Annotated in this window: 18 protein-coding genes; 13 read left to right on the forward strand and 5 right to left on the reverse strand. The window is 55.2% G+C overall.

What is annotated here, in order from left to right; all coding sequences use genetic code 11:
• Positions 1-10 precede the first annotated feature (10 nt).
• Positions 11-1,687, reverse strand: coding sequence for a phenylacetic acid degradation protein PaaN (gene paaN, locus J4377_RS17000; protein ID WP_253486209.1), 1,677 nt, complete (start codon positions 1,685-1,687; stop codon positions 11-13).
• Positions 1,688-2,055: 368 nt separating this feature from the next.
• Between paaN and paaF the strand changes: the two genes are divergently transcribed.
• From paaF to paaZ, 12 genes are all read left to right on the forward strand, one after another.
• A complete protein-coding gene (gene paaF / locus J4377_RS17005; RefSeq protein WP_038479077.1) occupies positions 2,056-2,829 on the forward strand; it encodes a 2,3-dehydroadipyl-CoA hydratase PaaF in 774 nt (257 codons plus the stop codon).
• A 16-nt stretch (positions 2,830-2,845) separates the two neighbouring features.
• On the forward strand, positions 2,846-3,637 hold the full coding sequence (gene paaG, locus J4377_RS17010; protein ID WP_009723071.1) for a 2-(1,2-epoxy-1,2-dihydrophenyl)acetyl-CoA isomerase PaaG: 792 nt from the start codon (positions 2,846-2,848) through the stop codon (positions 3,635-3,637).
• 1 nt (position 3,638) lies between these two features.
• A complete protein-coding gene (paaH, locus tag J4377_RS17015; RefSeq protein ID WP_198348887.1) occupies positions 3,639-5,174 on the forward strand; it encodes a 3-hydroxyacyl-CoA dehydrogenase PaaH in 1,536 nt (511 codons plus the stop codon).
• Positions 5,167-5,649 (forward strand): hydroxyphenylacetyl-CoA thioesterase PaaI, encoded by a 483-nt coding sequence (gene paaI, locus J4377_RS17020; protein ID WP_198348886.1) that lies wholly within the window; start codon positions 5,167-5,169, stop codon positions 5,647-5,649. Before paaH ends, paaI begins: the two co-directional genes overlap by 8 nt.
• A complete protein-coding gene (gene pcaF / locus J4377_RS17025) occupies positions 5,646-6,851 on the forward strand; it encodes a 3-oxoadipyl-CoA thiolase (protein WP_253486210.1) in 1,206 nt (401 codons plus the stop codon). The genes paaI and pcaF overlap by 4 nt, the downstream gene beginning before the upstream one ends.
• 95 nt (positions 6,852-6,946) lie before the next feature.
• Entirely contained in the window at positions 6,947-8,260 is a 1,314-nt protein-coding gene (gene paaK / locus J4377_RS17030) for a phenylacetate--CoA ligase PaaK (protein ID WP_198348884.1), read from the forward strand.
• Between the two features lie 306 nt (positions 8,261-8,566).
• Positions 8,567-9,553, forward strand: coding sequence for a 1,2-phenylacetyl-CoA epoxidase subunit PaaA (paaA, locus tag J4377_RS17035; protein WP_198348883.1), 987 nt, complete (start codon positions 8,567-8,569; stop codon positions 9,551-9,553).
• A gap of 99 nt (positions 9,554-9,652) precedes the next feature.
• The gene (gene paaB, locus J4377_RS17040) at positions 9,653-9,934 is read left to right on the forward strand and encodes a 1,2-phenylacetyl-CoA epoxidase subunit PaaB (protein WP_009723077.1); all 282 of its coding nucleotides are present in this window, start codon (positions 9,653-9,655) and stop codon (positions 9,932-9,934) included.
• 11 nt (positions 9,935-9,945) lie between these two features.
• Entirely contained in the window at positions 9,946-10,770 is an 825-nt protein-coding gene (gene paaC, locus J4377_RS17045; RefSeq protein ID WP_253486211.1) for a 1,2-phenylacetyl-CoA epoxidase subunit PaaC, read from the forward strand.
• Positions 10,754-11,368 carry a 1,2-phenylacetyl-CoA epoxidase subunit PaaD gene (gene paaD, locus J4377_RS17050; RefSeq protein ID WP_253486212.1) on the forward strand — a complete coding sequence of 205 codons (615 nt, stop codon included), beginning with the start codon at positions 10,754-10,756 and terminating at the stop codon, positions 11,366-11,368. The genes paaC and paaD overlap by 17 nt, the downstream gene beginning before the upstream one ends.
• A 19-nt stretch (positions 11,369-11,387) precedes the next feature.
• Positions 11,388-12,470 (forward strand): 1,2-phenylacetyl-CoA epoxidase subunit PaaE, encoded by a 1,083-nt coding sequence (gene paaE / locus J4377_RS17055; RefSeq protein WP_253486213.1) that lies wholly within the window; start codon positions 11,388-11,390, stop codon positions 12,468-12,470.
• A gap of 69 nt (positions 12,471-12,539) precedes the next feature.
• Positions 12,540-14,582, forward strand: a complete 2,043-nt coding sequence (gene paaZ, locus J4377_RS17060; protein WP_253486214.1) for a phenylacetic acid degradation bifunctional protein PaaZ — start codon at positions 12,540-12,542, stop codon at positions 14,580-14,582.
• Positions 14,583-14,682: 100 nt separating this feature from the next.
• Here paaZ and J4377_RS17065 read toward each other — a convergent pair whose 3' ends face one another.
• From J4377_RS17065 to J4377_RS17080, 4 genes are all read right to left on the reverse strand, one after another.
• A complete protein-coding gene (locus J4377_RS17065; protein ID WP_038479103.1) occupies positions 14,683-15,978 on the reverse strand; it encodes a TRAP transporter large permease in 1,296 nt (431 codons plus the stop codon).
• Complete coding sequence (locus J4377_RS17070; protein WP_038479106.1) at positions 15,971-16,513, reverse strand: TRAP transporter small permease; 543 nt, start codon at positions 16,511-16,513, stop codon at positions 15,971-15,973. The genes J4377_RS17065 and J4377_RS17070 overlap by 8 nt, the downstream gene beginning before the upstream one ends.
• A gap of 30 nt (positions 16,514-16,543) precedes the next feature.
• Positions 16,544-17,617 (reverse strand): TRAP transporter substrate-binding protein, encoded by a 1,074-nt coding sequence (locus J4377_RS17075; protein ID WP_083007541.1) that lies wholly within the window; start codon positions 17,615-17,617, stop codon positions 16,544-16,546.
• A gap of 358 nt (positions 17,618-17,975) precedes the next feature.
• The gene (locus tag J4377_RS17080; RefSeq protein WP_038479112.1) at positions 17,976-18,464 is read right to left on the reverse strand and encodes a MarR family winged helix-turn-helix transcriptional regulator; all 489 of its coding nucleotides are present in this window, start codon (positions 18,462-18,464) and stop codon (positions 17,976-17,978) included.
• A 479-nt stretch (positions 18,465-18,943) separates the two neighbouring features.
• Between J4377_RS17080 and J4377_RS17085 the strand changes: the two genes are divergently transcribed.
• Positions 18,944-19,912: an MBL fold metallo-hydrolase gene (locus J4377_RS17085; RefSeq protein WP_038479115.1), complete on the forward strand. Its 969-nt coding sequence runs from the start codon at positions 18,944-18,946 to the stop codon at positions 19,910-19,912.
• Positions 19,913-19,954: the final 42 nt, after the last annotated feature.

A 19,954-nucleotide genomic window follows, 5' to 3' on the forward strand; every position in this document is an offset into this window, starting at 1 on the left:
ACGTTCTCCGTTAGTTCGGTTGGCCGTGGCGACGGCTTTGCACCACCACAAAGCGACTGGCAACAAAGGCTTGATTACATAGCGAGGCATTAGCTGCCAGATTACCGCCTGTGGCGTGAAAGTCACTGAAAGCAGCCGACTGGTTGACGAATATCCCCCCATCCAGGTTCAACGAAAGCGGCGTCGCCACTTCCATCGCCAGCTCTTCGAACTGCTCGGCCACTGCCTCATCAGTCGTATAGCCACCTAGGGTTATCGCGCCCTTTTCCCGGATCACGTCACGGGCCAGTTCAATGCTATGCGCGGTGTTCTCAGTCGCGATAACAAAGCTGATGGGGCCGAAGCGTTCCTCACCATAGGTAGCCTTCTGTGCTGCATCTACCTTGAGGATAAGCGGCGTGTGAATGCGGGCGTCAGAGTATTGGGCGTGTTTTCGTGACTCGCTATCCAGGACTATTTCGCCCAAGCCACGGCACGCATCAATCCGTGCTTGCGTGTCTACTGACTGCAGGGCACCTAACACCGTGCAGGCGCGGTCATTGTCACTCAGAAATGCCTGTACAGCTTTCGCAAGCGCTGCCGCCACGTCGTCAAAACTCAAATGGCCATCCGCTGTTTCAATACCGTTTTTGGGTACATAAATAGCCTGAGGGGTCGTGCACATCTGCCCGGAATAAAGGCTCAGCGAGAAGGCAAGATTCGCCGTGACCGCTTTAAGGTTATCCACGCTGTCGATAATGACCGTGTTGACACCGGCTTTCTCAGCAAACACCTGAGCCTGAGTGGCGTTATCTATTAGCCAATCGCCAAAGGTATTGGAGCCAGTGAAATCGATCAGCTTTACCGCAGGGTCAAGCGCCAGCGTTTTCGTCAGCGGCGCATCGACAGTGTCGGGTACCAAGCTAACCAGACAAGGGTCAAAGCCCGCTTCCTCCAGTACCTGTTGAACAACCCGTGCGGTCATCGCCACAGGCAAAATAGCGCCAGGATGCGGCTTAAGAATGACGGGGTTGCCCGTCGCCAGACTGGCAAACAAGCCAGGATAAGTATTCCAGGTGGGAAAAGTAGAGCAGGCCACCACCAACGAGATGCCACGTGGCACGATGTGAAAACGCTTATCCATGACAATGGGATCATGCTTGCCCTGGGGCTTAACCCACTGTGCGGTAGCAGGAATCTGCGCCATCGCTTGCCAAGCATAGGCCACGGCTTCAAGGCCGCGATCCTGAGCATGCGGCCCACCTGCCTGAAACGCCATCAACGGCCCCTGACCACTAGTATGCATCACCGCCTGGGCGATCTCCGGGCTCATGGCATTAAGGCGCGACAGGACTTCCAAACACACCCCCACGCGCGCTTGCGCCCCAGCATCTCGCCAGTCACGCATTGCTACTTGCATGGCCACTATCAGCTCGTCGGGGCTTGGCTGGTTATAAGTAATGCCGAGTTCAAAACCATAAGGTGAGACTTCGCCGCCCACGTGGTGAGTGCTGCCAACACTATTCAGCGTAAATGGTTGATTAAGCAGTGACTCAAATCTCGATGGTGCCGCTTTAACGGCATCTTCGGGGTATTTGCGCATACTTTCTGGGTAGGGCGTCCAAAAATTACGGCTAGAGATGGCGCCGACAGCCTGGTCAAGAATGTCACGGTGAAGGTCAAACATCTGCTGCGCTGATTGCGTCATGGGGCGCTCCTGCACTCACTTATTTTCTTGATACGTTATAAGAACAAAGACTATCTTTCCCGTAACAAAACATCAAACGCTTTCCCTGGCACCGCTTGCTTAAGAATTAGCCCACCACGATCAATAAACTCGATATATACGGGCTAAAGATCACTTTTCGGGCCAACTTTCCACCTTTCATACCATGGTCTAATAACTATCACTTACTCGCTATAAATACATACAAGTCATTGTTAACAAGACATAAATTATCAAAAACACCAACAAGTGACACACTAAAAACAGTCAAACAATATTGATGTGTATCAAAATAAACCTATACTCGGCAGATATTCATCCTGTGCGCCACAGGCCGAACTGAGGTAACAATGCCCACTACTCTAAAAATAACTCCGCCCCTGGAAGGCGTTTTATGCATCACGCTGAATCGCCCTGAAGCACTGAATGCGCTGAATACCCAGCTGCTTGGCGAACTCGCCGACACCCTGAACAGCGCCGATAGTGACGACAACGTTCGCGCCGTGGTGATCACCGGAAGTGCGAAAGCATTCGCCGCCGGTGCGGATATTAATGAAATGGCTGAACGTGACCTAGTCGGCATGCTGGAAGATCCTCGCCAGCACCACTGGGCCACCATTACGCGTTTCCGCAAACCAATCATTGCTGCCGTTAACGGCTACGCCTTGGGCGGTGGCTGTGAGCTAGCAATGCATGCCGACATCATTATTGCCGGTGAAAGTGCCCTGTTCGGCCAGCCTGAAATCAATCTGGGCATCATGCCCGGTGCTGGTGGTACCCAGCGTCTGCTTAGAGCGGTGGGTAAATCACTGGCTACCCAAATGGTGCTAACTGGCGAGCCAATTTCTGCTCGCCGCGCCCTTGAAGCAGGCCTGATTAGCGAGATTACCCAGCCCGAATTAACCCTTGAGCGCGCCATGGCCATTGCAACGCGCATTGCCGCCAAGGCACCGCTGGCCGTGCGCTTAGCAAGGGAGTCGTTACACAAGGCGATGGATACCGACCTAGCCACTGGCCTGCGCTTTGAACGCCATGCGTTCACCTTATTGGCGGGCACCGCCGACCGCGAAGAGGGCATTCGCGCCTTCCAAGAAAAACGACCTGCCACTTTTCAAGGGCACTGACACAAGGATATTACCCATGAGCCAAGCGCCCCTGCTGTACACCGTGGAAGATGGCGTTGCCTGTATTACGCTAAACCGCCCCGACAGCCTGAACAGCTTCAATACAGAGATGCATGCCGAGATGCGCAAGGCGCTAAAAGCCGTGCGCCAGGACTCAAGCGTTCGCGCTTTGTTATTGACCGGTAACGGCCGCGGCTTCTGCGCTGGTCAGGATCTTTCCGACCGCAGCGTTGCGCCCGGCGAACAAGCCCCCGACCTCGGCGAGTCGCTTGAAAAACGCTACAACCCTATGTTGCGCGCTCTTAAAGACATGCCGTTCCCAACCATTTGTGCGGTGAATGGTGTGGCGGCAGGAGCCGGTGCCAACATCGCCCTGGCCTGCGACATCGTATTGGCTGCTCGTTCGGCAAGCTTCATTCAGGCCTTCTGCAAGATTGGATTAATTCCCGACTCTGGCGGCACCTGGACACTGCCTAATCTGGTGGGTATGGCGCGTGCCAAGGGTCTAGCCATGCTTGGCGACAAGCTGCCCGCCGAGACTGCCGAACAGTGGGGCATGATCTGGCGCTGCGTCGATGATGAGGCGCTTCAGGAAGAAGCCATGAACATGGCTCGCCACTTGGCCACTCAACCAACGCGCGGCTTGGCGCTTATCAAACGTGCCCTGCACGCCAGCAGCGATAACAGTTTCAACGAGCAGCTCGACCTGGAACGCGACCTGCAGCGCCTTGCCGGACGCACGGAAGATTACCGCGAAGGCGTCAGCGCTTTTATCGAGAAACGTCGCCCCACCTTCAAGGGAGAGTGATATGCCAGCCCTTCCCACGTCTGCCGTTATTGGTGTGATTGGCGCAGGTGCCATGGGCGCCGGTATTGCTCAGGTTGCCGCCCAGGCTGGCCACTCGGTCATTCTGCACGACAACCAGCCGGGTGCCGCCAAAGCAGGCATCGATAACATTCGCCGTCAGCTGGAAAAGCGTGTTGCCAAGGGTAAGATGATCCAAGGGGACGTGGATAACATTATTGCTCGCCTACAGCCTGCCGATGCTATCGATGCCTTGGCCGACAGTCATTTGGTTATCGAAGCTATTGTCGAAAACCTTGAGATCAAACGTCAGGTGTTCGCCCAGCTAGAAGCTTTGTGTTCGCCGGACACCTTGCTCGCCAGCAACACTTCGTCACTGTCGATCACTTCTATTGCTGCGAATCTTGAGCGTCCTGAGCGCATGGCGGGGCTGCACTTCTTTAACCCCGCACCGATCATGAAACTGGTGGAAGTGGTGTCTGGCCTAGCCACCACCACCGAGGTTGCCGACACCCTTTATGACACCGCCGTTGCCTGGGGCAAGGTCGCGGTGCACGCCAGCTCCACTCCTGGGTTCATTGTTAATCGCGTGGCACGGCCATTTTATGCCGAAGGCCTACGCCTGCTGCAGGAAGGTGCCAGCGATGCCGCCACTATCGATGCATTGCTGCGTCAAGCTGGTGGGTTCCGCATGGGGCCTTTCGAGCTGATGGATCTGATCGGTCATGACGTTAACTACGCGGTGACCCGCTCGGTGTTTGACGCTTACTACGGCGATACCCGTTTCGAGCCCTCCTTAGTACAGCAAGCGTTGGTGGAAGCCGGGCGCCTGGGACGTAAGTCTGGCAAGGGCTTCTTTGACTACGCTGAAAGCGCTGCTAAGCCACAGCCTACCTTTGCCGAACCAGCAAATACGGAGCTACCAGCACTTGTCGTACAGGGTGCCAACAGCACTCTCGCGCCACTGCTGGAACGCGCTCAAAAAGCTGGTCTCAACGTGGTGTACCGTGAATCGCTACAGCAAGACGGCTCCCCTCGCCTATACCTAGGCGACCTAGTACTGGCCCTCAGCGACGGTCGTTGCGCCGCTGAACGTGCGGTCAATGAAGGGCTCGATGCTCTGGTACTGTTCGATCTATGCCTGGACTACCGCAACGCTAGCGCCATCGCGCTTGCTGCCAGTCACACGGCATCGCCCGAGGCCCGCCAACTAGCAACGGCATTCTTCCAGCACATGGGAATGGACGTGGCCTGGCTAACCGACACCCCGGGACTGGTGGTACTGCGCACCGTAGCCATGCTCGCCAATGAAGCTGCCGATGCCGTACTTCAGGGTGTCTGCAGTGCCAAGGATGGCGACCTGGCCATGCAGGCTGGCGTCAACTATCCCCGCGGCCCCTTGGCCTGGGCAGACTCACTGGGTCTGCCCTTCGTTCACCGCACCCTTACGCATCTACAGCAGAGTTACGGCGAAGAGCGTTATCGCAGCTCGTTCCTGCTGCGTCGCAACGCCCTGAGCGAGGAAAGCTTTCATGAGTGATTCCCAACTGACCCCACAGCAACTGGCGGAAGCCTGTGCCGAGGCAATGTTTGCCCGTGACCATGCCAGCCAAGGGTTGGGCATGCGCATTACCCGTGTCGCCCCCGGCTTTGCAGAACTGACCATGACCGTGCGCCAGGATATGGTGCAGGGTCACGGCAACTGCCATGGCGGGTTTCTGTTTGCCCTGGCCGATTCCGCCTTTGCGTTTGCCTGCAACAGCTACGATGAGGCCACGGTAGCCTCAGGCTGCAGCATCGACTATCTCGGCCCTGGCCAGCTAGGTGACGAACTGACCGCCACCGCCGAAGAGCGCAGCCGCCGTGGGCGCACCGGCATTTATGACATCACGCTGCGCAATCAGCACGGCGATACCGTTGCCTTGTTCCGCGGGCGTTCCTACAAAATTCGCGGCAGCGTACGCCGCTTGGAAGACACTGACGCAGAAAATACTGCTGCTGGAGATAACCGATGAAAGACGCGCTGATTATTGATGCCATTCGCACCCCAATAGGTCGCTACGGCGGCGCGCTTTCGGGTATGCGTGCCGATGACCTGGGGGCCATTCCCATGCGCACCCTGAGGGAACGCAACCCAGGTGTCGATTGGTCGCTGATTGACGATATCTTTTACGGCTGCGCCAACCAGGCGGGTGAAGATAACCGTAACGTGGCGCGCATGTCCGCGCTGCTGGCCGGGCTGCCGGTCGAGGTGCCCGGCACCACCATTAACCGGCTTTGCGGGTCTGGTATGGATGCAATAGGCAATGCCGCCCGCACAATTAAGACCGGCGAAGCAGGGTTGATGATCGCCGGAGGGGTGGAGTCGATGTCCCGGGCACCCTTCGTGATGGGCAAGGCCGAACAAGCCTTCTCACGCCAAGCCGATATTTTCGACACCACCATCGGCTGGCGCTTTATCAATCGCGCCATGAAAGCTCAGTTTGGCGTGGACTCAATGCCCGAAACCGCTGAAAACGTGGCTGAACAATTTGGCATTTCCCGGGAAGACCAGGACGCCTTCGCCCTGCGCAGCCAGCAGCGTACCGCCGCCGCTATCGAGGCTGGCCGCTTGGCCGAAGAGATTGTTCCGGTCGAAATCCCCCGCCGCAAACAAGACCCGCTGGTGGTGGATACCGATGAGCACCCGCGCGCTACCACAACCGCCGAGCAGCTTGCCAAGCTACCCACGCCTTTCCGCGAAGGCGGCAGCGTAACAGCAGGTAATGCATCGGGGGTTAACGATGGCGCCTGTGCGCTGCTGTTGGCATCTGCCGAGCAGGCTGAACGTTTCAGCCTCACGCCACGCGCTCGTGTGGTGGGTATGGCCACCGCTGGTGTGGAACCGCGCATTATGGGGTTCGGCCCCTCTCCCGCCACTCGCAAGGTGCTTGCCCAGACCGGGCTTACCCTCGACCAAATGGACGTGATCGAACTCAATGAAGCCTTTGCTGCTCAGGCGTTGGCAGTCATGCGCGACTTGGGCCTTAGCGATGATGCCGAACATGTTAATCCCAATGGGGGCGCCATTGCACTCGGACATCCGCTGGGTATGAGCGGCGCTCGGTTGGTCACCACGGCACTGCATGAGCTCGAACGTCGGCAAGGACGCTTTGCACTATGCACCATGTGTATCGGTGTCGGACAGGGCATTGCTCTGATCATCGAGCGCTTATAGGCCCATTATTCAAACCATTAATCAAATCGTTACCCTAACCATGGCTCACTCATAAAACGTTAGCCCAATAACAATTTGCTTGACCGGAGACCCTGATGAATCAGCCCGCTACGCGTATCGACACTGCGACTCTCGACCCCTTGGAAACCGCCAGCGTCGACGAGCTGCGCGCCACTCAGGTCAAGCGCCTGAAGTGGAGTCTGAAGCACGCTTACGACAATGTGCCGTTCTACCGTCAGTCTTTTGACAAGGCTGGGGTACATCCCGGCGATATTCAGACGCTGGCAGATCTCGCCAAACTGCCGTTCACCACCAAGGCTGATTTGCGCGACAACTACCCATTTGGCATGTTGGCCACCCCGATGAGCGAGATCGTTCGCATCCATGCCTCCAGCGGCACCACCGGACAACCGACGGTGGTGGGCTACACCCAGAAGGACATTGATGTGTGGTCCGATGTGGTGGCGCGCTCGATCCGTGCCGCTGGCGGCAGCCGCAACGACAAAGTACATGTGGCGTATGGCTACGGCCTGTTCACCGGCGGACTGGGCGCGCATTACGGTGCCGAGCGCCTGGGCTGCGCGGTCATCCCCATGTCGGGCGGCCAGACTGAGAAACAGGTTCAGTTAATTCGTGATTTCCAGCCGGACATCATCATGGTCACCCCCTCGTATATGCTCAACATCGCAGACGAGATGGAGCGACAAGGGATCGACCCGCGCACACTGCCCCTGCGCACTGGCATTTTCGGTGCCGAACCCTGGACCGATAGCATGCGCACGGCCTTAGAGCAGCGCCTGGGCATTGACGCCCTCGATATTTACGGCCTCTCTGAAGTAATGGGGCCCGGCGTGGGCATGGAGTGCCTGGAAACTAAAGATGGCCCGACCATCTGGGAAGATCATTTCTACCCCGAGATCATCGACCCAATCAGCGGTGACGTCCTGCCAGACGGCGAATACGGCGAGTTGGTGTTCACCACCCTAACCAAAGAAGGCCTGCCGGTGATTCGCTACCGCACCCGCGACCTGACCCGCTTACTGCCGGGCACCGCCCGCCCCATGCGCCGCATCGACAAAATCACTGGTCGCAGCGACGACATGCTGATCATCCGCGGCGTGAATGTGTTCCCCACTCAGATCGAAGAGCAACTGCTCAAGATTGCGACGCTTTCGCCCCACTACGAGATCGAAGTCAGCCGCCAAGGCAATATGGATATGGTGCTTGTGCGGGTCGAGGCGAGCCATCATGACATCGCCCGCGATCCAGTAGCCTGTGAGCAAGCAGCAAAACAGCTTCAGCATGCCATTAAGACGTACATTGGCATTAGCACCCAGGTTGAAGTGTGTCAGGTAGAGAGCGTGATGCGTTCGCTGGGTAAGGCCAGACGCGTCAAGGACCTTCGCTGATTCACTCCTTAGCGCCTTAATCGGTTGGTTTAGCCATACACTGAGACGTTAGAACGACGCCCTTGCAGGCACCCTTGCAAGGGCTTTTTTATTCCCAAACAGCCATCTTTGATGAAAAAAGATAGAACATTAAGAATCACTTAATTTACCCCCATTTTCCTTTACAAACCAACCACACTGGCTTTATCCGTAATCATAAAGTCTTAAAGCGACACACAAAAATAGTTATTGATAAAATATTTTGTATCACTATACTTTAAGCAAGATAAGTCAACCCCCTGATAGTCCGACGCCGCGGAGGTCTCTATGTACGCGCAGCTCGTTGAAACCGGTTCTAAAAAACTTAAAACGCTTGATGAGATGGGTCCTGAGGAACGCCAGTTCCAGGAGCGCATCAATGATGAAATCAAAATAGAACCTAAGAATTGGATGCCGGACGCCTATCGCAAGACGTTGATCCGTCAGATCTCGCAACACGCACACTCCGAGATCGTCGGTATGCTGCCGGAAGGTAACTGGCTGACACGTGCGCCGACCCTTAAGCGCAAGCTGCAGCTAATGGCCAAGATTCAGGATGAGGCGGGTCATGGCCTGTACCTCTATAGCGCCATGGAAACTCTGGGTGCCGACCGCGACGAAGAGATCGACAAGCTTCACGATGGCCGCGCCAAGTACTCCAGTATCTTCAACTACCCAACGCTAAACTGGGCTGACATGGGCACCATCGGCTGGCTGGTCGACGGCGCAGCCATCGTCAATCAGGTACCGCTACAGCGCACCTCTTACGGCCCCTACGCGCGCGCCATGATTCGCGTGTGCAAGGAAGAGAGCTTCCATCAGCGCCAGGGTTATCAAATTCTGTTGACCATGATGCAAGAGGGCACTGACGACCAGAAAGCCATGGTGCAGGACTCCATCAACCGTTTCTGGTGGCCATCGCTAATGATGTTCGGGCCATCCGACGAAAACTCACCCAACAGTGCTCAGTCGATGGCCTGGAAGATCAAACGCCACAGCAACGATGAGTTGCGCCAGCGCTTCCTCGACCAAACCGTACCGCAGCTGGAGCTGCTGGGCTGCACCGCTCCCGACCCGGATCTCAAATATAACCAAGAGACCGGCCACTACGAGTTCGGTGAAATCGACTGGCAGGAATTTTTCGACGTCGTGAAAGGCAACGGCCCCTGCAACCGCGAGCGCATTGAAGCACGTCGTAGCGCCATTGATAACGGTGCCTGGGTGCGTGAAGCCGCCGTGGCTTATGCCGCCAAGCGTCAACACCGAGCAGCCTAAGCTGGCAACGTCTTATTTTTAAAACCCGACTTTTAAAACACTATTTTTTAGAACAATAGGGAGTCTCGCGAGACTCCTATGACCACTGAGGCATCTCTCATGGCTGACTGGCCCCTCTTCGAAGTTTTTATACGCAGCAAGCACGGCCTTAACCACAAGCACGTCGGCAGCGTACACGCCGCTGATCGCAGCATGGCAATCGAAAATGCCCGCGAGCTTTACACCCGTCGTAATGAAGGAGTGAGCATCTGGGTGGTTCCGGCCAGCGAAATCACTGCGTCTTCTCCTGATGAGAAAGAGCCGCTGTTTGACCCGTCTAACGATAAGGTCTATCGCCACGCATCCTTCTACAAACTGCCGAAAGAAGTCGGCCACATGTAAGGGAGGCTGTGATGCAAAACATGGCTCTGAAAAACACTGCTCTGAAAAACATGGCTCAAAAAACACAAGCACCGCTGACCGATTACCTGCTACGCCTTGGCGACAACGCCTTGGTGCTTGGCCAGCGGCACGCACAGCTGTGTGGCAAAGCTCCAGCGTTGGAAGAAGAGCTGGCCTTAATGAATGTAGGGCTCGACCTCTTCGGACAGGCACGCAACTGGCTTGGCTATGCGGCTGAACTGATGGTTGCTGACCTGGTAACTGACAATATCGATGCCGATCATCTGGCCTTTCGCCGCGATGCCCAGGACTTTCGTAATCTGTTGATCACCGAGCAGCCCAACGGTGACTTTGCAGACACCATAGGACGTCAGTTCCTGTTCGATGCTTGGCACGTTCATCTACTTGATGGCTTGGCTGGGTCCAGCGACCCGCGAATTGCCGAAGTGGCTGCTAAATCGCTTAAAGAAGCAACGTACCACCTTCGCCGCTCCTCTGAATGGGCGATTCGCCTGGGCGATGGCACCGAAGAAAGCCACACGCGTATGCAGCGCGCGCTCGACAACCTTTGGCAGTTCACCGGCGAGCTCTTGCAGGTCGACGAGATTGATCAGGCCATGATAGAGGCCGGCATCGCGCCTGATCCTGAGACCATTGCCGCTCGCTGGAAAGCAACGGTGGAAGAGGTGCTTGAGGAAGCCACGCTGGAGCGGCCTTCCTACGACGCCTGGATGTATACCGGCGGCAAAGTCGGCCATCACACCGAGCACCTGGGCTTTCTGTTGGCGGAAATGCAATACCTGCCGAGGGCATATCCCGATGCGACCGTCTGGTAACCCACCGCCTGCGCCTGTCAGTGATGGACCTATCGATAACAGGCCTACCGATGACTGGCCTTCAAGTGACTTGATCGGCAGCGACCGTCGCGGGCTGCCACCCGCCGGTGAAAAAGGCGATATCGACGCCGTGCTGGCGGTTTTAGAGCAAGTGCCAGACCCAGAAGTGCCGGTGGTCAGCGTGGTTGAACTGGGAATTGTGCGCGATATCGACTGGGTGGACGATCGGCTGGCGGTCAATGTGACCCCCACCTACTCCGGCTGCCCGGCGACGGAAGTTATCGAACAGCATATTCATGAAGCGTTGGTGGCCGCTGGTTACTCAGACCCGCTGATTCAGCGCCGCCTTTCACCTGCCTGGACCACCGATTGGTTGACCAACGCCGGGCGCGAAAAATTGCGCGCTTACGGCATCGCGCCGCCGGTAGGGAGCGCCAGCAAGCGCAGCCTGACGGGCCAGTCTGACCCGGTAGTGCCCTGCCCTTTATGTGGCAGCAACACAACCGAACGCGTCAGCGAATTCGGCTCTACGGCTTGCAAGGCGCTCTATCGCTGCCGCGATTGCCTGGAGCCTTTCGACTATTTCAAGTGTCTGTAAAACGACGAGACCATTTCCCATGAGCCGATTTCACGCCCTGACCGTCAAGGATGTACGCAAGGAAACCCATGATGCCGTTTCCATTGCTTTCGATATTCCCGACGATCTGCTGGACGCCTTTCGCTTTACCCAAGGCCAGTACCTGACACTGCACCGCGACATCGAAGGTGAGGATGTCCGCCGCTCATATTCAATCTGCACCGGCGTCCACGAACACGAGCTAAGAGTCGCCGTCAAGCTAGTCCCAGGTGGTAGCTTCTCCACCTTTGCCAACCAGCAATTGCAGCCTGGGGAGCAATTGGAAGTGATGCCACCACAGGGCAAGTTCTTCGTGCCTCTCGACCCCAGTCGTGAAGGGCACTATCTGGCGGTGACCGCAGGCAGTGGCGTCACCCCCATCATGTCGATTGTTTCCACTACGTTGGAAAGCGAGCCAAAAAGTCGTTTTACCGTGATTTATGGCAACCGCTCTACCACGGGCACGCTGTTTCGCGAACGTCTGCAGGATCTCAAGGATCGTTATCTCGAACGCCTTAATATCATTTACGTGTTCAGCCGCGAGCAGCAGGAAATCGATCTTTACAATGGTCGTATCGATGCCGATAAGTGCAATGCCCTGTTTGACCGTTGGGTAGACGTACCCAAGCTCGATGCTGCGTTTATCTGTGGCCCGCAAGAGATGACCGAGATCGTGCGTGATGTCCTGACTCAACATGGAATGCCAAAGGAGAAGGTGCACTTCGAGCTGTTCACCACTGGGCTGCCGACAGCGGGCGCCAAGCGCCGCCAGGCAGCCAGAGCTGGTCAACTTGAGGCTGAAACTTCGCATATCAAGGTGATTATCGACGGCCGCACCATCGAATATAACCTGTCCCGCAATACCCAAAACATTTTGGACGCGGGTAACGAGCACGGCGCCGACCTGCCGTTCTCATGCAAGGCGGGCGTGTGTTCCACCTGCAAATCAAAAGTCATCGAAGGTGAGGTGGAAATGGACGCCAATTACGCCTTGGAAGATTACGAAATAGATGCCGGCTACGTACTGTCCTGCCAGTGCTATCCGATCAGTGACAAAGTGGTGCTCGATTTTGACGAGGTATAACCCCTAGTCCACCTACTTCCAAGCCGGCGACTGCGTCGGCTTTGTTTATGTTGTACGGGAGAACACGCAATGCCAGTTTTGCAAAGTTACATCGCAGGCCAGTGGCTCGGACAAACCGAGTCCAAAGCCCTTATCAGCGCCATCAACGGCACCACCGTTGCGCATACTCACCAAGAAGAGATCAATTTCCGCGAAGCGGTGGCGTACGCCCGCAACACCGGCGTGAAGAACATTCTGGCGCTGGATTTTCAGCAGCGGGCCGCCATTCTTAAGGCGCTGGCCGCCTATATCCAAGAGCGTAAGCGTGAGCTCTATGCCATCTCTCACCACACCGGCTGCACCAAGGCCGACTCCTGGATCGACATCGACGGCGGTTTCGGCACCCTGTTTACCTACGCTTCCACGGGCCGCAAGGAACTGCCCTCAGGCAATGTGGCCCACGAAGGCCCAGTGACCCAATTAGGCAAAGAGAACCACTTCAACGGCACCCACATTCTGGTACCCCGCCGCGGCGTCTCGGTGCATATTAATGCGTTCAACTTCCCTATCTGGGGTATGTTGGAGAAGTTCGCGCCCGCCTTTCTGGCAGGCATGCCGTGTATCTTCAAACCGGCAACGGCGACGAGCTACTTAACCGAAGCAGCCGTACGCGTCATCAACGATTCTGGCCTGCTGCCGGAAGGTGCGCTGCAACTAGTGATCGGTGGAGCCGGTGACCTACTCGACCACCTGGAAGAGCAGGACTTTGTCACCTTTACCGGCTCGGCAAGCACTGCCCTAATGCTGAAAAGCCACCCTAACATCATGGCCAAGAGCATTCCGTTTAACGCCGAGGCGGACTCGCTCAACAGCGCCATTATGGCGCCAGATGTAAGTCCTGAAGACGAAGAGTTCGAGATTTTTGCCAAAGAAGTGGTCAAGGAGATGACCGCCAAGTCAGGCCAGAAATGCACCGCGATCCGCCGAATTTTAGTGCCTACCGAGCATCTCGATGCATTGGCAGACACAATCACGGCGCGCCTTGCCAACATCGTAGTCGGTGATCCTCATCAAGAAGGCGTGCGCATGGGCGCACTCTCTTCCCGTGACCAGTTGAGAGACGTGAATCATGCGATCGAACAGCTGTTAGAAACTAGTGAGTGCGTCTTTGGCAGAGACGGCAGCTTCAAACCTGTCGGCCAGGAGGTGGAAAACGGCGCGTTCATCTCTCCTCACTTACTGATCAACCGCAACCCACTGAGCGACGGTGGTGCGCACGACATCGAAGCTTTCGGTCCCGTCGCGACGCTAATGCCCTACAACGGCATCGACGAAGCTTTAACCATCGCCGCCAAAGGCAAGGGCAGCCTAGTAACCACGCTGACCACCAAAGACCCCGCCATTGCTGCCAAAATGATCCCCGTGCTGGCCGCCCAGCATGGCCGCTTGCAGATTCTGGATGCCCAGGCAGCCAAGGAGTCCACTGGTCACGGCTCTCCGCTACCGATGCTCAAGCATGGCGGCCCCGGCCGCGCAGGCGGCGGCGAAGAGCTCGGCGGTATTCGTGCTGTTCACCATTACCTACAACGCACCGCCATTCAGGGCTCTCCGACCATGCTCGCGGCCGTCACAGGGGAGTATGTGCGTGGCGCGAAGGTGATCGAGAACGATATCCACCCGTTCCGCCGCCATTTCGATGACCTGCAGGTTGGCGAGTCGCTGTTAACCCACCGCCGCACCGTCACTGAAGCCGACATCGTCAATTTTGGCTGCCTGTCCGGCGACCACTTTTACATGCACTTCGACGATATTGCCGCGAAAGAGACCCAATTTGGCCAACGCATTGCCCACGGCTACTTTGTACTGTCGGCAGCCGCTGGCTTGTTCGTTTACCCAGGTGAAGGTCCCGTATTAGCTAACTACGGCCTGGATACGCTGCGCTTTATTACGCCTGTGCTGGTTGGCGACACCATCCGCGCCCGCCTCACCTGTAAGCGTAAGATTGACCAGGGCCGGGCATCTCCTGACGGCCACCCGCAAGGCGTGGTGATGTGGGACGTGGCGGTGACCAATCAGCATGATGAGCTGGTCGCCAGCTATGACATTCTAACGCTGGTCGCAAAGCGCCAGTAACGGCTCAGCCTAATAGCCAGACATAAAAGCAAGGCAAAAAAGATGACAGGGCAAACGCCCTGTCATCTTTTTGTATCGTACGAAAGTTAATAAAAGCGTTTTAATACATCAGTCGTGGTAGGAACAGCACGATGGCGGGGAAGATAAGCACCAACAACGCACGTATGGTACCCGCAACCCAGAAAGGGGTGACGCCACGGAAGATTGTGCCTGTGGATACGTCCGGCAATACGGCTCGCAATACGAACACGTTCATACCGACGGGAGGTGTTATCAGGCTAATCTCAATAACGATAACGACCAGAATGCCAAACCATACCAAGTCATAACCCAGCCCCGCCACTACCGGGAAAAATACCGGTACGGTGAGCAGCAGCATCGACATACTTTCGAACACACAGCCCAGTACGACATAGATCGCGATAATCACCAGGATGACCACAAAAGGCGCCACATTCAGGCCATTAACCAGTGCTAGCAGGTCGCCAGGCAGCCCCGCACGGTTGATGAAGTTGGCGAAAATCAGCGCCGTTAGTACCACGGCAAACAGCATCGCGGTGGTGCGCACGGTGTCCATTAACACGTTCATTAACACTTGTGGGGTCAGTGCCCGACGCATTAGCGCGATTAAGAAAGCGCCCATTGCACCGATACCGGCCGCCTCAGTGGGCGTAAACACCCCGAGGTAAATACCGCCAATCACCAGTACAAACAGTGCTAGCGTACTGCCTACGCTTTTTAGCGCCTTGATCCGTTCTGGCCATGGCACTTTCTCTGCCGCAGGGCCAGCGGTGGGGTCGCGCCAAAGCACCCACTTGATGGCACCAATATAAAGAAAGATGCCAAGAATGCCGGGGATAAAGCCAGCGGCAAAAAGCTCGCGGATACTGGTTTCGGTCAGGATCCCATAAATCACCAGCATGACGCTGGGTGGTATCAAGATACCCAAGGTGCCACCCGCCGCGATGGAAGCGGCAGCCAGTGAATCCTTATAGCCATATTTGCGCATTTGCGGCATGGCGACTCGGCCCATGGTGGCACACGTCGCTAAGCTCGATCCGCATATCGCGCTAAAACCACCGCAAGCGACAATTGTCGCCATTGCCTGACCACCCTTACGGTGACCTAGGAAACCATTTGATGCTCGAAACAAGGCATCGGACAGGCCTGCATGAGAAACAAAGTTACCCATTAGAATGAATAATGGAATCACCGACAGGCCATAATCCATGGCGGTGTCTACTACCCGGCGCGCCGCCATTGCTTCAGCAGCATTCCAGTTACCCGTTAATAGATAGAACCCGGCGAAACCAACGATCCCCATCGCGAACGCCAGTGGCACACGCAGGAACACAAGTATTAACAATACTGCGAAACCGTACAACGCTTCAGTCATGGGGCTCTCCTATACTCAATGGGCCACCTTTTTCGATTACCTTAAGCCCCTCAAGCAAATAGAAACCGGCTCGTATAAGGGTCAGTAGTGCTGAAAGCGCGAGCATGATAGCAATCAGTCCGATCAGGTAGCCCCGCGGTATGCGCAGAAACTCCGTCACATCTCCCCATGAGAAGGCACGCTCTGCCAGCGCCCATACACGCTGCGCCATCAACCACAAAGCTGCCGTCACTATCAGGTTAACGATCACTTCACGTAGCCAGATAAGTTTTGCAGGAAATACCGCATCGAGCAGATCAACACTGACATGCTCTTGACGCCAACAAACGACTGGCAGCGAGAGAAATACCAATGCCGCCAGCATTAGCTGGGTTAATTCAACAGCCCCTAGAATGGGGGAATTAAAAAAGTAGCGGCCGCCTACGTCAGCAGTGGTCAACAGCATCATGCCAAAGAGGGTAGCGCCAGCCACCCCCTCTAATGTCAGCTGCAGAACCCGACTAACGCGCGTAGCACGTGCCATTTGGGTTTGCATGGTCACTCTCCATCTAGCGCCAATGGGGATTTACTTTGCGTCGTCTGGTACTAATTCATCTGGCACTAGGCTGCTAACACTCTCTTCTTCCGCTGCAGCGTTAAGCTGTTCGCGATAGAACTCGATGGCGGCCATCGCATCCACATTGCGGTTTTCTGAAACAGACTCCGCCCACTCAGCGATCATGCTGTCACTCATGCTTTTCAGTGTATTGAGATCTTCGTCACCGAGTTCAGTAAAGGTATGGCCAAGCTCTTCGGCAAAGTCGACGCCACGGACATCCGACACATCCATCATGTAGCCGAACAGACGCGATAAGCGCTCACCTGAGACGGATTCAACGGCCTCACGATCTTCTGGCGACATTTCATCCCAGATCATCGGGTTGACGACGATGGTGAAACTACCGCGATAGAAGCCGCCATCTACTTTGAGGGTGTAGGGGAAAATCTCTGCGACACGGAAGCTACGCAGCCCTTCAGGAACAAGCATGGCCCCGTCGATGACGCCCTGAGAGCCCGCTTCATAAACACCTGTGGGCGGCAAGGCTACACCGGTTAACTCTAGGGCGTTGGAGAGATCCCCCATCACGCCACCGCCAACGCGAATGCGCTTACCTTTAAGGTCTTCTAAGGTTTCATACTGTTCGCTGCTGAAGATCCAGCCAGGACCGTGGACACCGGCAGCAACAACATCTACACCACGGTGTTCACCAGCGGCTTCCAGGTACTCTTGATGCGTATGCCAATAGGCACTGGAGGCATTTTCAGATGAGAACTCTTGAAAGGTGGGAAACTCCGGCAGCTTGGTTAACTGAAAGCGGCCAGTGTTATAGCCGTGGAAAACCCAGGTAGCATCAGCGATGCCATCAGCGACCATCTCCATTTGTGACGCTGGGGGCCCCATATCATGTATCACGTCTACGGTTACGCGGCCTTCTGTCGCTTCTTCAATCCACGCTTTCCAGGTTGGCCAGACGATGGTGTTAATGCCGTGATTAGGGCCCGCCCAGGTACTCACGGTGATTGTCGTTTGCGCCAAGGCGGTGGTGCTCAGCGTTGCAGCGGCGATAGCGCCAATCATCAGGTTTGTTGTTTTATTCACTTTTCTTTCCTCTGGTCGTCACGAAGTGGAAGCACAAAACATGATACTTTATTTTTATCTTTTACAAATCTAGTGAATCACGTTATTTATCACAATGCCTGCAGATACGTGGATCATGCAACGACCCATCGACTAATAGATGTTAATACTTAAGTATTAATCTTGATATAATTACTAATTTACAAATAGTTATATAAAAAATGGCCGCCTTCCTAAGTCATTACCAACGGCTATTAGAAGATCATTTAGAGCCCATCTTTTGTTACAAAAATCACATCATTATTGATATCAATGACACGCCTCTGACGGAATATGGGCACTTTCTACTATCTTGGCTGGTCTTTCCTGTGTCTCGCTTTTAACCAATTCTCTCCAACTGGCGCTCAAGCTTGCGCATGGTATTGAGCAAGTCACGATATTCGCCAACGCTTAGGGTCGATACCAGATCGGCTTCCCACGCCTGAGCTTCAGGTACTAACTTATTAAGCAGCTCTTGCCCTGCATCTGTCAGATGTAAGTCATGCAGTCGCTGGTCTTGCTGGGATGGCATGCGGCTTATCAGTCCACGTTCTTCCAGCGACTGAATAGCCCGAGACACGCGTGCCTTATCCATATTGGTGTAGGCACACACCTTCTTAGCGGTTAAATCATCACAGTGGCTAAGCCACGCAAGTACACGCCACTGGGCAATATTGAGCTCATAAGACTCGGCATATAGCTTCTCTAACGCCTGACTGATGCGGTCAGCTAAGCGGTTAAGCTGATAGGGTAAAAATTGGTTGAGATCCAGCTCTGCCCTGGCTGAAGACTCCTGAGGCGCATCGCTTGCGGCTTTATCCATCGTCATTGTGTTTCTCCTAGAGCCACCGTTTAATCAGGGGTGGTGATGATAAAAATCAGCACCATAGCTGGGAATATGGGCACCAGCAACGTGCCTATCATACTGACCACCTTGAGGAAGAGAGTCCTCTTAGCTCCATCCAATAACGCTGTTTCGAATAAAACGACTCACCGTTTACTCGCCTTTATCAAACAAAAATGTCATCAGCGTTAGGTTGCCAACGCTCAGGGCAAGCCCTGTCAGAATAAGCCAAAACAGTGCCGACAGATGCTCTCTCTTGCAACTAATTTGCCGATTTTAATTATTATACTTAGGTATTATCTTGCAATAATCATCTGATTTATTGAGAGTTATTGTCTAATTCATGCATAAGGACGACTGGCCCGCCTATGGAGTGCTGGACATTTAGTTTCATTAGAAACTATCCTCCTGGTATACAACATTCCAATAAACACCTGAACCACCCTGTTAGCACCGGAGATACCATGAGTAAGAAATTCGCGTCCCATGCCGATACCGAAGAGAAACAGATCAGTTTCACCAAGCTGGCAGAGGGGCTCTATGCTTACACGGCCGAAGGTGACCCCAATACGGGCATAGTGATTGGCGATGACAGCGTAATGGTCATCGACACCCAGGCAACCCCCATCATGGCCCAGGACGTTATCCGCCGTATCCGCGAGGTAACTGACCTACCGATTAAGCATGTGGTCATGAGCCACTACCATGCGGTGCGTGTACTTGGGGCTTCTGCATATAACGCTGAGAATATCTACGCAAGCCAGAATACCTATGACCTAATTGTCGAGCGTGGCCAGCAAGACTATGAATCCGAGGTTGGCCGCTTCCCGCGCCTGTTCAAAGGGGTCGATTCTGTCCCTGGTTTAACCTGGCCAACTACTGTCTTCCAGGAAAAACTGACCGTCTTCATGGGTGAGCGCGAGGTACAGATCATCCACCTGGGCCGCGGACACACCAAGGGCGACACCATCGTCTGGTTACCGAAAGAAAAAGTGATGTTTGCCGGTGACCTCGTTGAGTATGGCGCTACCCCATACACCGGCGATGCTTACCATGAGGACTGGCCTACAACACTTGATCGCTTACAGGCCATGCAGCCCCAGAAGCTCGTTCCCGGCCGTGGCGATGCGCTGCAAACTGCCGAACAGTGCCAGGAAGCCATTCAAGGCACCCGCGACTTCTTGAATGATATGTATGGAAGCGTCAAAGCCGGTAAGGCGGCGGGTAAATCACTCTCCGAGTGCTACGCAGAGACCTACGCGGTTCTGAAACCGAAGTATGGCCACTGGGTCATCTTCGATCACTGTGTGCCTTTCGATATTACTCGCTGCTATGACGAAGCAGGTGGCGAATACCCTGATCCACGTATCTGGACGGCAGAGCGCGATACCGCTATGTGGCACTCCCTGCAGGACGCCGTCGAAAATCAGTAAGTGCTTACTAGAGACACCCACTGATCATGCCCAGCTGTCGGG

The organism is Halomonas sp. XH26 (genome assembly GCF_024138895.1).
GTDB classification, from domain to species: Bacteria; Pseudomonadota; Gammaproteobacteria; order Pseudomonadales; family Halomonadaceae; genus Vreelandella; species Vreelandella alkaliphila.